Annotated in this window: 14 protein-coding genes; 4 read left to right on the top strand and 10 right to left on the bottom strand. The window is 58.6% G+C overall.

Annotated elements, in window-relative coordinates:
- Positions 1 to 18: 18 nt before the first annotated feature.
- The 3 genes from DJ564_RS08300 to DJ564_RS08290 form a co-directional block, all read right to left on the bottom strand.
- Entirely contained in the window at positions 19 to 681 is a 663-nt protein-coding gene (locus DJ564_RS08300; protein ID WP_109628444.1) for a class I SAM-dependent methyltransferase, read from the bottom strand.
- Between the two features lie 73 nt (positions 682 to 754).
- Positions 755 to 2,404, bottom strand: coding sequence for a phosphoethanolamine transferase (locus DJ564_RS08295; RefSeq protein WP_109628443.1), 1,650 nt, complete (start codon positions 2,402 to 2,404; stop codon positions 755 to 757).
- Positions 2,405 to 2,583: 179 nt separating this feature from the next.
- A complete protein-coding gene (locus tag DJ564_RS08290) occupies positions 2,584 to 3,966 on the bottom strand; it encodes a glutamine synthetase family protein (RefSeq protein WP_109628442.1) in 1,383 nt (460 codons plus the stop codon).
- Positions 3,967 to 4,549: 583 nt separating this feature from the next.
- Between DJ564_RS08290 and DJ564_RS08280 the strand changes: the two genes are divergently transcribed.
- Positions 4,550 to 5,743, top strand: a complete 1,194-nt coding sequence (locus DJ564_RS08280; protein WP_109628440.1) for a cyanate transporter — start codon at positions 4,550 to 4,552, stop codon at positions 5,741 to 5,743.
- A 205-nt stretch (positions 5,744 to 5,948) separates the two neighbouring features.
- Positions 5,949 to 6,884 (top strand): LysR family transcriptional regulator, encoded by a 936-nt coding sequence (locus tag DJ564_RS08275; RefSeq protein ID WP_109628439.1) that lies wholly within the window; start codon positions 5,949 to 5,951, stop codon positions 6,882 to 6,884.
- A gap of 3 nt (positions 6,885 to 6,887) precedes the next feature.
- Here the strand turns inward: DJ564_RS08275 and DJ564_RS08270 are convergent, their stop codons facing one another.
- Positions 6,888 to 7,253: a 5-carboxymethyl-2-hydroxymuconate Delta-isomerase gene (locus tag DJ564_RS08270; RefSeq protein WP_109628438.1), complete on the bottom strand. Its 366-nt coding sequence runs from the start codon at positions 7,251 to 7,253 to the stop codon at positions 6,888 to 6,890.
- 219 nt (positions 7,254 to 7,472) lie between these two features.
- Here DJ564_RS08270 and DJ564_RS08265 point away from each other — a divergent pair, with 219 nt between their 5' ends.
- Positions 7,473 to 8,177, top strand: coding sequence for a ribonuclease (locus DJ564_RS08265; protein WP_109628437.1), 705 nt, complete (start codon positions 7,473 to 7,475; stop codon positions 8,175 to 8,177).
- Positions 8,178 to 8,225: 48 nt separating this feature from the next.
- Here the strand turns inward: DJ564_RS08265 and DJ564_RS08260 are convergent, their stop codons facing one another.
- The 5 genes from DJ564_RS08260 to DJ564_RS08240 all read right to left on the bottom strand — a co-directional run bounded on the left by DJ564_RS08260 (position 8,226) and on the right by DJ564_RS08240 (position 13,394).
- Complete coding sequence (locus DJ564_RS08260) at positions 8,226 to 9,146, bottom strand: LysR substrate-binding domain-containing protein (RefSeq protein WP_109628436.1); 921 nt, start codon at positions 9,144 to 9,146, stop codon at positions 8,226 to 8,228.
- Between the two features lie 72 nt (positions 9,147 to 9,218).
- On the bottom strand, positions 9,219 to 11,333 hold the full coding sequence (locus DJ564_RS31945; RefSeq protein ID WP_162556186.1) for a DUF6311 domain-containing protein: 2,115 nt from the start codon (positions 11,331 to 11,333) through the stop codon (positions 9,219 to 9,221).
- A complete protein-coding gene (locus tag DJ564_RS08250; RefSeq protein WP_109628435.1) occupies positions 11,330 to 11,716 on the bottom strand; it encodes a GtrA family protein in 387 nt (128 codons plus the stop codon). The genes DJ564_RS31945 and DJ564_RS08250 overlap by 4 nt, the downstream gene beginning before the upstream one ends.
- Positions 11,713 to 12,423: a bifunctional 2-polyprenyl-6-hydroxyphenol methylase/3-demethylubiquinol 3-O-methyltransferase UbiG gene (locus DJ564_RS08245; RefSeq protein ID WP_109628434.1), complete on the bottom strand. Its 711-nt coding sequence runs from the start codon at positions 12,421 to 12,423 to the stop codon at positions 11,713 to 11,715. The genes DJ564_RS08250 and DJ564_RS08245 overlap by 4 nt, the downstream gene beginning before the upstream one ends.
- A 2-nt stretch (positions 12,424 to 12,425) precedes the next feature.
- Positions 12,426 to 13,394, bottom strand: a complete 969-nt coding sequence (locus tag DJ564_RS08240; protein WP_109628433.1) for a glycosyltransferase family 2 protein — start codon at positions 13,392 to 13,394, stop codon at positions 12,426 to 12,428.
- A gap of 276 nt (positions 13,395 to 13,670) precedes the next feature.
- On the opposite strand from DJ564_RS08240, the gene DJ564_RS08235 reads away from it, so the two are divergent.
- A complete protein-coding gene (locus DJ564_RS08235) occupies positions 13,671 to 13,862 on the top strand; it encodes a DUF1508 domain-containing protein (RefSeq protein WP_010462174.1) in 192 nt (63 codons plus the stop codon).
- A gap of 193 nt (positions 13,863 to 14,055) precedes the next feature.
- On the opposite strand, the gene DJ564_RS08230 is transcribed toward DJ564_RS08235, so the two are convergent.
- Entirely contained in the window at positions 14,056 to 14,760 is a 705-nt protein-coding gene (locus tag DJ564_RS08230) for an NAD(P)H-dependent oxidoreductase (RefSeq protein ID WP_109628432.1), read from the bottom strand.
- Positions 14,761 to 14,766: the final 6 nt, after the last annotated feature.

Here is a 14,766-nt window from a genome sequence, read left to right as displayed (position 1 = left end):
ATGTCTGACAAGCGGAAGTTAACTCGCCTTACGCAGCACGTAGACCCGCATCCGCGCACACCCGGGCAGGAAGTCCTGGTGACTGAGCAAGCAGAAACCCGCTTGCCTGAATTCGGCTTCGACCTCGGCCTTGCCGGCCAGCTGTCGCGGGTGAGCGCCCGCTGTGCCGGGTCGACGCAGCTTGAAATGCGCATCGATCCGTACCGCCACAATCACCGTATCGCGACTCACGCGGTGGAACTCCGCCAGCAGGGCCAACCGATGTTCCGGGCAGTCGATGTGCTGAAACAGTTGCATGCAAAAAATGCTGTCAACCGCGTTCGCCGACAAACCAAGGGAGAAGGCCGAACTCTGAAACGTCTTGATCCGCGCGAGCAGGCCCTGCGCATGGTGAGTCTGGGCGTGATTGAGCATGTCCTGGGAAGGATCGGACGCGAGGATCACCCGGTTCGCATGCTCGGCCAACACCGGCCAGTAACGCCCGGCGCCGCACGCCACATCAAGCATCAAACCCGGTTCGCCGGCGACCTTGAGCGCGTTGCGCACCAGCTGCTCGTCGCGCCAGAAGGTCAAGCGCCCCGCCAGGCCACGCGGTCGCGGCTGAAGGCAGACGCGGGCGTGTTCCTGATCGTAGCGCCGGGCGAACTCAAGCTCGATGGCGGAAGGGGGCTGCGCGGACATGTGCAATGACTCTTGTAGGAATAAGTACCGGACGCAGGTTAGCGACCGGCAGGTGAAAAAAAGGTCGAAACACTCACTCTTTGGCCAAGACGCCGTCGATGACCGCACCGCGACAACCGGCAAACATGTCCAGGTCCTGGTTGTAGACCTTGCTGTTGACCTCCAGCAGGCCAAGCATCGAATGGAACAGGTTGTCCTGGCTCAGGGGTTTGTCGCGGCTCAGTTGCAGGCAATGGGTGTCCACCGAGAACGACTTTTGGTAGCTGTCGGAGAACCACGCCAGCATCGCCACATGCTTCTGCTGATCCGGCGCCAGCATGTAAGGGGTGCCGTGGAGGAACAGGTTGTATTCGCCCAGGGATTCGCCGTGATCCGACAGATACAACATGGCGGTATCGACTTTGTCCTGATTGCTGCGCAACAGATCGATCAGGGTCGACAGCACATGGTCGGTGTACACCAGCGTGTTGTCGTAGCCGTTGACGATACTTTCGCGGCTGCAATTATTCAGTGCGTTGCTTTCACAGACGGGCGTGAAGTGTTCGTACTCTTTCGGGTAGCGCTTGAAGTATTCCGGGCCATGGCTGCCCATCTGGTGCAGGACCAGCACGGTGTCTTTATCCAGCGTATCGATGAAGTGCTGCAAACCTTGCAGGAGAATTTCGTCACGGCATTCACTGTTGGCGCACAACACCGGGTCCTTCAAGTTGCTGACATCATCAAGAGTGACCCGGTCGCACGTGCCTTTACAGCCCGATTGATTGTCCCGCCAGATCACGTCCAGACCGGCGCGCTTGAGCACGTCCAGCAAGCCCTCTTCATTCTTCGCCGTGCTGGCGTTGTAATTCTTGCGGCCCATGTTTGAGAACATGCAGGGCACCGAGACGGCGGTTTCCGTGCCGCAGGAATGCACATCGGTGAAGGCGATCAGGCCGGTTTCCTTGTCCAGATTGGGTGTGGTGTCGCGGTTGTAACCGAGGATGCCGAAGTTCTCGGCCCGGGCACTTTCACCCACAACCAACACCGTCAGGGATTTACGGCCGTGGGTTTGCCAGACGGGATCTCGCTGGGCATCTTCGCCGACTCTGACGAAGGGTTGCCGGGCGGAGACAACTTGCTCACGCAAGTAACCGAACCCTGCACCGATGTAGTTACTCGGCACCAGCATCAGGCGCAGTTCATGGTGATTGCGAAACAACGAGGACAGGCCCTGATAGTTCACCAGCGCGACGCCACCGATAACCGCAACCGAAGCAACACTCACCAGCGCCTTACTTAATAACTCACGGTGCCAACGGCGATAACTAACCGGTATATTCCACAACAACCAGGAAGGCAAAACACCGAGCAGCAGAATATAGGCGAGCAACTTGATCGACAGTAAGTCACGCACTTCCGTCGCGTTGGTTTGCGCCAAGTTACGTAACATGCCGGTGTCCATCAAAGCGCCGTATTGACTCATGAAGTACGCCACTCCAGCACTGATCATGAAAATCAGTATCAAGACCGGTTTCATCACTCGCCGGAACGCCAGGAGGGTCAAGACAATATTGAAGGCCGCCAGGATCATCACGCCGAACGCGACGCGCATGACGATGCCTTTACCGTCCGTGGCGGTGATATCAAACAGGTGCTGCCAAAGCACTAAGTTAAAGCCCGATAACAGAAAGGCGCTGGCAATCAGTGTCACCCATTCCGGGCGCACGGGTTTGAACTTCAACATGATGATTGGCTGTTCCTTAAAAGAAGTGCCTTCGGTAAATGTGAAAATTTCATTTACCGCGACAGCACTAACTTTAGGCAGCCAACCATCAATTTTTTGTGAAAAAGAAGCCAACGATTAGTTGGCCTCTGTTATCAGGTCGACACTTTTAACTTATTTGAGAATGGTTCAGCTTTTGTTCAGGCCTGGTGCAAATACCAACGCCAGTCTTGCTCACCGACTTCGCCCATGAACTGCCGATACTCGGCGCGTTTCACCGCCAGGTACACGCCGAGGAATTCACCGCCGAACGCTTCACGCGCCCAGGTCGAACCTTCCAGCGCGCGCAATGTGGTCAGCCAGTCGGTTGGCAACAATTCCGTAGCCTGGGCATAACCATTGCCTTCCACGGGCGCGCCCGGGTCGAGCTGTTCGCGAATGCCGCGATGGATGCCGGCCAGAATCGCCGCGGCCGCCAGATACGGGTTGGCGTCGGCACCGCAGATGCGGTGCTCGATGTGCCGAGAGAAGGCCGGCCCGCCGGGCACGCGCAGACTCACGGTGCGGTTGTCGACGCCCCAGGTCGCTGCCAGCGGCGCGTAGCTGTTGGTCTGGAATCGACGGTAAGAGTTGGCGTTCGGACAGAACAGCAGCAACGAATCGAGCAAGGTGCTGAGCATGCCGCCGACCGCATGTTTGAGCAGCGGCGTGCCGTCCGGGGATTCGCTGGCGAACAGGTTATTGCCGTCCTTGTCCGCCAGACTGACGTGCATGTGCATGCCGGTGCCCGCCAGGTCATCGAACGGCTTGGCCATGAAGCAGGCCGCCATGCCGTGTTTATGCGCGACGCCTTTGACCAGCCGCTTGTAGCGCACCGCTTCGTCCATCGCCTGCAGGGCGTCGGTGCGGTGTTCGAGGGTGATTTCCACTTGCCCCGGCGCATATTCGGAGATCGCCGTGCGCGCCGGAATGCCTTGCAACTTGCAGGCACTGTAGAGATCCGCCAGGAACGGCTCGATCTGCTCAAGCTCACGCAAGCCGTAGACTTGCGTCGAGCGCGGTCGCCCGCCATCGACGTCCCGCGCCGGTTGCGGCCGGCCATTGCTGTCGCGCTGCTGATCGAGCAAATAGAACTCCAGCTCCGCCGCCATCACCGGGTAAAAGCCGTCGGCCTGCAAGCCTGCAATCACCTTCGCCAGCAGGTGCCGTGGATCAGCAATCGTCGCCGGCATGCCTTCCTTCGGGTGCATGCTGACCTGCACCGCCGCCGTCGGAATCAACCGCCACGGCATGCGCGTCAGACTGCCGCTGATCGGGTACGCCCGGCAATCGATGTCGCCGACGTCCCAGACCAGGCCTGAGTTTTCCACGTCATCGCCGTTGATGGTCAGGCCGAGAATGGTGCTCGGCAATGGCCGCCCGCTTTCGTACACCGCCAGCAGTTCATCGCGATGCAGCAGCTTGCCGCGAGGCACGCCGTTGTTGTCGAGGATGAACAACTCAAACATCTCGATATCCGGGTTCTGTTCGAGAAAAGTCAGGGCTTCTTGCTTCGTGGCGAAGGAGGTCGTGGCACAACTCATGGGCATTCTCTTTTTCCGCGTCAGGCACACGCGCAGGCGCTGCCGGTTTGATCCCGGCGCACAGCGCGGGACCTGTCAGAAGAATCAACGGGAAAGGCAGGAATCCGGCGGGCGCGCGTGCCGGCAGTGCCAGAGCGCCCAGAAGGCTAGTTCGGAGGGAAGTGCGACGGGGCAACCGTCCATAGAAATAACCGCAGAAAACAGATGAGCAGCAGCGTCACACGGGCGGTCAGGTCGTTAAATCGGGATTTGAAGAACTTTGGGTGTGGGCAGACTAAACAATCATCCCTGGCACACCACCATCCCTGTGGGAGCGGGCCTGTGGCGAGGGGATTTATCCCCGTTCGGCTGCGAAGCAGTCGTAAATCCATTGCTTGCGGTGTATCTGATACACCGCAGTGTTCGATTCGGGGCCGCTTCGCAGCCCAACGGGGATAAATCCCCTCACCACACAAGCCCGCTCCCACAGAGGATTGTGTTGTGGCGAAGGTATTTAATTTTTAAATACCGCTACGGACTATCTGATTTGCGGCCTCCCGCCCTCGCGCGCCTAATCGGCTCCTGATTATTGAAGGTCCGATTGATGGAAAACGTCCGCGCAACCTCCCGCCCTGCCCTCTGGCTGATGGTCAGCATCCTCCTCGTCGCCCTGAACCTGCGCCCGTCGATGGCGGCCGTCGGGCCCTTGCTGTCGGCCATTCGTGGTGACGTCCCGTTGAGTTTCAGCCTGGCTTCGCTGCTGACCATGCTGCCGGTCATGGCCATGGGGCTGGCGATGTTCTTTGGCTTGAGCGTCAGCCAGCGCCTGGGTGAACAGCGCACCGTGGTGATCTCGCTCGTGATCATTGGCCTGGCCACGGTGTCGCGGCTGTTTGTGGACTCGGCAGCCGAACTGATCCTCAGCGCCATGCTGGCCGGCATCGGTATTGCCTTGATCCAGGCATTGATGCCGGCGCTGATCAAATCCCGCTTCAGCGACAACGTTGCGGTGTGCATGGGGCTCTATGTGACGTCGATCATGGGCGGTGCAGCGATTGCCGCATCGTTTTCACCTTTAGTGATGAACCGCACCGGTAGCTGGCGCGTTGGGTTGGCGATCTGGGCCGCGTTGGCCCTGGTGGCGTTGCTGTTCTGGAGCGTCGGGCGTGCCGGGACATCGACGCCAACGGCAGCAGCACCCCGCAACACAGCGTTCCTCACAAATTCCCGCGCCTGGTTACTCGCCATCTTCTTCGGTCTGGGCACTGCGTCCTACACCTGTGTACTGGCCTGGCTGGCGCCGTACTACGTGGAAAAAGGCTGGAGCGAACAAAATGCCGGTTTGCTGCTGGGATTCTTGACGGCCATGGAAGTGGTGTCCGGGCTGGTGACCCCCGTCATCGCCAACAGCAGCCGTGACCGGCGCCTGGTACTGGTGGTGTTGCTGGCGCTGATCATGGCCGGTTTCTGCGGGTTGATCCTCAGCCCGCAACACCTCAGCCTGTTGTGGCCGTGCCTGTTGGGATTGGGCATCGGCGGCCTGTTCCCTATGAGCCTGATTGTGTCGCTGGATCACCTCGACAACCCGCAACGCGCCGGCGGGCTGACAGCCTTCGTCCAGGGCATCGGCTACCTGATCGCGGGCCTGTCGCCGCTGATGGCCGGGATGGTCCGCGATCAACTGGGCAGTTTCGAATGGGCCTGGTGGTGCCTGACCGGTGTCATGGCGCTGATGATCCTGATGGCCCTGCGCCTCAATCCGCGGCATTACGACCGGCAATTTCCTACAGCCGCCTGAGCACCCTGTTTATCAACGTTCAGGAGTAAAGGCCTCTGGCCATGTTTTGTGGGATTAAATTCATAAGTCGTGTTCGGAACATTTTCTGTCCCACAACCGACCATGAAACATCCTACAGGGCATTCTCCTGGCACCATCGTTCCGTTAGGATCGTTCGCACACGTTTGCGCACAGTCAGCGCAAGGAGCACAGCGAGACAGAACGGATGCTGAACAGTAACTTGCTTAGAAAGCTCGATATGCAGGACCTCATGGTGTTTGCCGCCGTGTATGAGCAAAGCAGCGTCACCGGAGTGTCGGAGGCGCTCTGCGTCAGCCAGTCCACCGTGAGTTACTGCCTGAAGAAACTGCGCACCAGTTTCGAAGATGAGTTGTTCATCAATACCCGCACGGGAATGCGCCCCACGTACAAAGCCAGCACCATGTACACCCATGTGCTGAAGATCCTCGAAAGCATCAACCTCTGCCACGCCGGCGCCCAGACGTTCGACCCCACTCGACAACCGGTGACGTTCAATATCTGTGCACCGGAATACTTCGAGCAGTTGATCCTGCCGCGCCTGTTGAAAAGCTTCGATTTCGCCGACCTGCCAGTGATGGTGAACATGCACAAGTTCGAAACCGACATTCCCGCCGAAGACCTGCGCGATGGCAGCCTCGACCTGGTGATTTGTTTCGGCCCGCATCTTCATCGCAGCCACAGCGACTTCAAATCCCGGATGTTGCTGGAAGATGATCTGGTCTGCGTCTTCGACAAACGCGCCACGCCACTAGAGCCACGTTTAAGCCTGAAGGCGTTTGTCGAACGCAGGCATGTGTTTCCGACGCCGTGGACATCCACCACCAACATGGTCGATGGCTGGCTCGCGCGACAGGCGCACAAACGGCAGATTATCGCGCGTTCCAACAGCTACAGCGCGGCGCTGAAAATGATCACCGGCACCGACTTCATCCTGACGTTGCCTCGCCGCGTCCAGCAATTGCTGGCCAACGAGGCGATCTTCAATCACTGCGAAGCGCCCAACGGCTTGCCGGGTTTCACCCTGGACATGCAGTGGAGTCAAAGCGTCGATCAGGACAGCGCCAACACTTGGCTGCGCGAGCAGGTGATCAAGGCCTGCGCAGAGCAGGAAATGGCCTGAAACTCAGTGGCCGATGGCAGTCTTGGTGTAGGACTCTCGATCGATATCGAGGATCTCCACGCACAATTGGACTTCAACCCCCGTCGGCCATTCACACAGGTCCTGCAACACGGCCAGCAGATTCTCGGACAACTGTTTTTTGATCTGCGGCGAGCGGCCGCTCAGCAGCGCCAGTTTCACATGCACAAACGCCCGTTCTGCCATTGCCGTGCCGACCTTGAACGCCTCGACCTTCACTGCACGGCTCTTGATATCGAACTCCGCAGCAAACTGACCAGAAGCCACCAAGGCATTATTGAGCCGAATCAACGCCACGTCGGCGTTCAGCCCGGGCAGGTTGGCGGTGTATTCCATGTGCAGGTGGGGCATGGTTTGGCTCCTGATTAAAATGGCAGTACTCAAACAAGGATATTGGCGTTGGCCGTACATCTACTTGGATTTCCCAATGACCCGTACTGTACTAGTGTTTCCTGATCAGGTCTGAAATTAGAAGTGTGCCGTTAATTGATCATGACGCTGAACCTGCAAGCGTCCTCTCAAGCAGTGAGGAGGTAACCCGAAAATAAACTGATTCAAGGATCGAACACCATGAACCGTCTTTACGCCTCAATGGCCCTGTCTGTTTTTTCTCTCTGCGCCCACGCCCTGGACCCAAGTGAAGAAAGCAAGGAGGGAGCACCTAGTGCACACTTCGACTACCTCGCCTACGCCATCACTTGGCAGCCAACGTTTTGCATGTTGAAACCCACCACTGCGGGTTGCGACAAACCGAAAAACGTCTTCTACACCCACGGTATCTGGCCTTATTACAAGAGCACGGACCAATCGGCCAATCGTCACCCGTCCTCCTGCATCAAGTCAGTGGGATGTGGTCAGGCTGAGGAGGTTTGCGAACTGTCGGATACAGACCAGAAACTGGCAGAAGCCGAGCACGGTTTTTCTGAAATTGTCACCGAATCGCCCGATTACTTGATGAAACACGAATGGAAAAAACATGGCACTTGCTATGGGACCAACCAAACAGAATATTTCAGGGATTTTGTGAAACTCCGCAAAGCCGTCAACTACAGTCCGGACTTTAACCAGTTTCAGGGAGAATCCCTGGACCTGAACCAATTAAAAGCGCTGTTTCCGAGCAACACCTCATTTCGTTGCGCCAGCCAGGGCGGCAAACAGCATCTATTCGAAGTGTTCTTTCTGATTGATCGGCAGGGGCAGCCTTACACCGAGGATCAAAAGCTGCAAATCGGGGAAAAGTGTCAGTCACGGGAAATCCATATTCCGAAGGCTTGATCACTTGGCGCTCAGTCCGAAGGAGTCAGCGCCCCTGCCTGGCAGATTTCAGATCGCTGACTCAAGGCGCTCGCTCATGAACGCCTCAAGCCGCGCGCGCAACCAGCGTTCGGCCGGATCGGTATCGACATGACTGAGCCAGACCATGGACAAGTCCAGCGTCGGGGTCTTGAACGGAAAGTCTTCCTTGAACAGTTGCCCTGAGGCGGCCATCGCCTCGGCCGCGTAATCCGGCAGGCTGGCGATCAGGTCGGTGCCGGCGAGCAAGGCCGGCAGCGAACTGTATTGCGGCACCGACAGCACGACCTGGCGGGTACGGCCGATCTCCGCCAGCCATTCATCGGCGTAGCCACTGACGTTGGCGGTGTGCGACACCAGCACGTGGGGCCGGGCGCAATATTCATCGAGGGTCAGCGGGGTGTCCGAGGCATCGGCGCGCAAAATGCTCGGCTGGATGTGCCGCAGCAATTTGCGTTTGGCATTGGCCGGCAGGCCGCGGGTCTGGCTGATGCCGACGGTGATATCGCCGGAGGCCAGCAAGTCGGGAATGCGCCAGTAATCGACATGTTGCACCACGAACACCACCTTCGGCGCTTCCTGGCGCAAGGCCCGCAGCAGCGGCGGCAGCAGGCCGAACTCGACGTCATCCGACAGCCCGATGCGAAAGGTCATGGTGCTGCTGGCCGGGTCGAAATCGTGGGTCAGGCTCAAGGCCACCGACAACGAATCCAACGCTGGCGACAGGTGCAGGATGATTTCCTCGGCCCGCGCCGTCGGCTCCATGCGATGACCGACGCGAATGAACAGCGGATCGTTGAACATCGTCCGCAGGCGGTTGAGCGCGGCACTGATGGTCGGTTGGCCAAGAAACAGCTTCTCCGCCACCCGCGTGACGTTGCGCTCGAGCATCAACGTTTCGAACACCACCATCAGGTTGATGTCAGCCTTGCGCAGTTCGTTGCGATTCATTCCTTGCCCCCGGTCCTAGACACTTGCGGCAGTGTAGAAAGGCGCGACGGGGGCGTCTACGTGCGCGCCCCCTCAATTGACCGTCAAGGCCTTCAACCCTAGCGCGAGTTGGCGAACGTCCGGGCCGAGCCCAAACTGTTTCGGGCTGACGGCGTCGGCAAACTGCAGTTGCAACCTCACGACACCCTGACTCGACACCCGTTGCTGCATCTCGGTGGTGAGGGGAACATCGATCACGTTGCCATCGGCCTGCTCAAGCTCGGTATTCGTTGCCGGCAGGCCGTTGATGCTGATGACAACCCGCTGCCGCGCATGGCCAGGCGGCAGAAACGCCGTGGTCTCCAGACGCAAGGAATGCACAGGCGCCGGGGTCCGGAACATGACTTCAGCGTCGGGCCCTTTGGACCAGACCCCCCAGGGTTCAGTCTCGGACCAGCCCTTGGCAAGCAGCGCCCCGCCCTTGTTGCCGTAAGTGAACAGGGTTTTTTGTCCGGGTTCGAGGGACGGCACCAGGTCCAGCGGATTGATTTGAGAAGTCGCCTGCAAGCAAGTGCTGCACTGTTTCCAGCCCGGAGCCAGGACCGTGAACCCGTCAATCCGGGCGAAGAGATCTGTTTGGGTATTGATGTTTCTCACCGACTGGATCAACGCACGCTCATCAAGCAGGTACAACGAGTCGGCGTCGTACTTGCCCGACGCCATTTCACGAGCCGTATCCTGCTCGGCCTTTATCCAATTGGCCGTGTCCATCCGCCCTAGGTAAACGGCATTCGTCGGCAAACCATGGGCACCTGCGAAAGCCGCCACGGACATCCACTGCGGGGACAGATTCTGCGGGACTATCCAGCGAATGTTCTTGTAATGGGCCGCCGCGCTTTCCCAGAACGGATCGACCATGGGCGACGCCCATTTCGACGCCGGTTCCATCATCAATTGCTTGCGAACCCCGACCCAGCCGGCATGAGTGTCCAGAATCTGTATCAGCAGCGCCAGCGATAACAGGCTCAAGGCTGTGCGCGGCGTATTGGCGCGAATGACCAGGAAAATGATGGCAATGATAATTGCGTAGTACACAGGCCAGAACATGCGCCCCGAGGCGCGGAAGATGTTGGCGATGGAAATCACCACCGGCGGCAGCGGATAGGTGAACTCCAGCAAGCCCAGCGCCACATGGTTTGAAATCGCGAACACCGTCAGCCCTGCCAGCGCCAACAGCAAAAAAGGTCGGCGCCGCACGTGGTGCCCGAAACCTGTCGTGCCTTGAAGCAAACCGACCACGGCGCAAATGCCCAGCGTGATCAGCCCGAGGCCCAGAAAGACAAACCCTTCCCCGTCACCGAACCCTTGAACACCGGGCAGATCCTTCAGTAGATAAGACCAATTCCCCGAATCGAACAGTGACAGCAGGTTCATGCCGTAGATGCCGAAACCGCCGGAGATCGCACCTTCGGCGCTCACCGAAAAATACCCGGCCTGCCAACAGCAAAAGCTGACCAACGAAAACAGCGCGATGAACTCGATCAACGCAGACCGTAGCGTCAGTTTCTTCTTGAAATACCCCGCAGCCAGATCGGCGATCCAGATCAATGCAACCATCGCCAGAAAGTATGCATGGACCAGCGCGGCCGCCGCCAGCAACGCGCCCCAGGCCAGGCGTCGATGGCGCAGGTGCGGATGCAGGCCCAGGTAAAACGAGGCCAGCACCAGGAAATGCCCACCCAGTGACAAATGGAAGGGCATGCGCATGAGCATCGGCGGCACAAAGAGAAACAACGCCGTACTCACCGCACGTACACCCACATGCGAGGACATCAGCCCCACCACTTTCCAGGCGAACCACGCCTGCAGGACGAAGCAGGTCAGGAACCAGATACCGAAATACTGAAATGGCGTCGGCAACAGCGCAGCGAAGGGCTTGAACAGGAAAGCCAGCAGCGGATTGGAATCAGAAAAAATGATGCCATTGCCCAATTCCATTCCATAGGAAGGATTGAGCCCTATCGGAAATGTCCACGGCGACTGCCGGAAAAACACCCATCCAAGGTAATGCGTCGCCGGGTCGCCGTTACCCAGCCACGCGATGTTCTGCGGGTTGAGCGCTCGCGGACCAATGATGAGGAAAAAGGCCATGACACCGATCAACAGGGGCAAAAGGGTGATCGCCAGGCGTTTAGCTGATTCCGTCATCGATACGTCCAGAAGTTATGCAATACAAAGGTGAAGGCCGGAAGGGTCAGCGCCACAGCACAAATCCCCAGCAAATAATGCAGCCCGGCCATTTGCGCGGCCCAGGCCACCAGCATCGCCAGCAGGAAACCGGCAGCGGACACCATCATGAAGCGCAGCAGCGTTTTGCCGTGCAAACGGGCTGAAAAGCTCCAGGTGGTATTGATCAGGTAAGACACGATGGTCGCCACGGCGAACGCCGCGCCATTGGCCAAGGGTGGCAGAGGCAATACGTAGTGGATGAACAACACGGCCACCAGCGCATGCAGGGCCGTGACGAACAACCCGGTCACGGCAAAGCGCAGGCCACGCTGGATCAAGGCGGATTTTTCGGCTGCCGTCACGGCTTCTGCGCCAGGACAAACACCGTCAGCCCGGCCAGACGATTTGCGCCCATGAACGGCAGTTCAACACTGCACAGCGACTTCAAGATCGTATTCACCAGCGGATGGTGCTGCTTGAGTTGCGAGCGCGGTGGCAACTGTTGTGCCCCTTTGGGCAGCAAGCGCAGGGTGGCGGCAATCGGGAACACGAGGCCGAAGTAGTAAGCGCCCTGCTTCACGGTCAAACCGGCCTCCCGAGCCACCGTCTCCAGCTGCGGCAAGGTATAGCGGCGCTTGTGTTCAAGGAACTCATCGTGCCCGCTCCAGAGAAACCGGAACGCCGGCACCGTCATCAGGAAACGGCTGCCGGAGGGCACTTTATCGACGTAGGCCTTGAGTAACCCGACATCGTCATCGACATGTTCCAGCACATCCATCAGCAGCACCAGGTCGGCGTCCACCGCGTCGATGTCGCGACGGTAATGCACCGGTTTACCGGCGGTGGTGGCGTCCGAATCGGCGTCGTAACTGATGTCGACGCACCACGCTTCACCGGCCGCTGAATACGTCAGCAAATGGTGGGAAAAGAACCCGGAGCCTGCGCCCACATCGAGAATCTTTTTGAACGGCGTATGGCCCAGCATTCGCGTCGTGGCCGCAGCTTTGGAGGCGTAATACCAATGTTGGTCAATGCTCGAACCGAGGATGTCGGTTTCCTTGAGATCCATGGTCAGTCCTTTGGGTCATAGACGCGGCGCACCAGATACACCGGGCGGCGTTTTGACTCGATGTACGTCCGGCCGAGGTATTCACCTAGCACACCGATGCCGATCAATTGCAGGCCGCCCAGAAACGTGACGGCGACCATCAGCGAGGCATAACCCGGCAGATCGACACCGGAGATCAGGGTGCGCAGGATGATAAAAATGGCGAACGAGAAAGAGATCAGCGAGACGACCAGCCCCAGATACGTCCAGATGCGCAGCGGTTCCGTGCTGAAACTGGTGATGCCTTCCAGCGCGAAATTCCACAAGCGCCAACCGTTGAACTTGGTCGCTCCTGCCACCCGTTCCAAGCGCTCGTAGTTCACGTGGGTGGTGCGAAAGCCGACCCAGGCAAACAGGCCTTTCATGAAGCGCCGGGACTCGGGCAGCGTCTGCAAGGCATCCACCACACAACGGTCCATCAGGCGAAAATCGCCGACGTTTTCCGGCAGGTGTTGCTCGGCGATTTTGTTGTGCAGGCGGTAGAACCAGTTGGCCGAGGTCTGCTTGGCCCAGGTGTCGGTCTTGCGGCTCACACGATGGCCCAGCACCACTTCATAGCCTTCGCGCCAAAGGGCGATCATGTCGAGAATGACTTCGGGCGGGTCCTGCAAATCGACATCGATCGGCACCACCACCTGGCCAGTGGCGGTCTGCAAACCGGCGGTCAGAGCCGCTTCCTTGCCGAAATTGCGGCTCAAGTCGACGATGCGCAGGCGCGCATCGGTCTGCTGTCGCTCCAGCAGCAGGTCGAGCGTGGTGTCGGTGCTGCCGTCGTTGACGAAGACCATTTCCAGACCAACTAGCGTCTCTTCCTTGAAGACGTCAGTGATCCGTGCGATGAACAAATCGATGGTCGCCGCTTCATTGAACACCGGGATCACGAGCGAAAGCTGCAAATGCCCGTTCAGTTGCGTTCCGTGCTGATGAGTCAATTGATTGCTCTTTTTTATAGTGATTTTTCTACAATCCGAGGTCGCCGACAGCTGCCCGACGCCATGAGCCGTGTCGTATTAAGCAGGACCGAGGGAGGTGATGCAAGGGCGAAACTGCGGGGATTTTGGCCATCCACTCCGGCCAATTCGGCTGTAGGAAATGCCCTCAAACTATTGGAAACAAATGCCTGATGGTCAAAAAACCCAGCTCCGCTAGGCTTGCCCCCGATGCGTCACACAGGTTGTCGCAATTACCCATCGCATGGAGCGAGCAGAATGTATTTCGAGATTTACAGGCAATCCAAAGGCACGCCGAGCACCGGGAAAGGACAATGGCGCTGGCGCTTGAGGGCGGGGAATCACGAGACGATCGCCAGTGGCGAGTCGTATGTGAACAAGGCGGATTGCCTGCATGCCATCGGGTTGATCAAAGGGGTTGAGGGTGAGACGCCGGTGAAGGAGATTTAAACCAAAAAAACCAATGCCGAAACTGTTCAGGTGCTGTGAACAGCTTCGGTATTTTGGGTTGATATGACTGGCCCCTTCGCGAGCAAGCCCGCTCCCACAGGGGATTTGTGATCGCCACAGATCCAATGTGGGAGCGGGCTTGCTCGCGAAGGGGCCCGAAAGAGCCCCATCAAACTCTTGGCCAACGCCCCTTTTAGCCAGGCAACGGATACAACGCCTCATCAAACTGCGACAACCGCGGAAACTGCATCGGCTGATCATCACTCAGATGCTCCAGACGCTGCTGATAACTCTGCAGGAAGTCCTTGCGCGCTTCATCGCTGATGTACGGCACATGCCACGCCACAAAGGGTTCCAGCACATCAAACCCGACATAAGCCAGCGTGCCGCGCAGGATCGGCTGCAACATATCCTCCAGCGGACCGTGGATCGCGCCGTCACCGAACATATGCTCGCGGCCACCCAAGGTGACCGTCACCAGCGCCTTTTTGCCGCTCAATCCGCCCTGGTCGTAAAAGCGTTTGCCGCCGTAGCAGATCCCCGACACCAGCACCCGATCAATCCAGCCCTTGAGCATCGCCGGGGCCGAGAACCAGAAAATCGGGAAGTTCAGAATCAGCAAGTCGGCCCACAACAGCTTGTCGAGTTCTTGCTGGATGTCCGGCGCCAGCGACTGGCTCTTCACCCCCAATCGTTGTTCCAGCGCATACACCAGGTATTCGGGGTTCTCCCGCGAAGAAAAGTCATCGGCGCTGGCCACAGGGTTCCAGTTCATCGCATACAGGTCGCTGACCTGGACCTCATGCCCCTGGGCCTCGAGTGTCGCCACCGCCTGGTCACGCAGGGCGGCGGTAAAGGATTTCGGCTCCGGGTGAGCGTGGACAATCAGAACTTTCATGGCAAT

It is taken from the genome of Pseudomonas sp. 31-12, assembly GCF_003151075.1.
Lineage (GTDB): Bacteria > Pseudomonadota > Gammaproteobacteria > Pseudomonadales > Pseudomonadaceae > Aquipseudomonas.
Note: the sequence above shows the minus strand (reverse complement) of the source record. Positions and strands in the feature narration are given on the sequence as shown.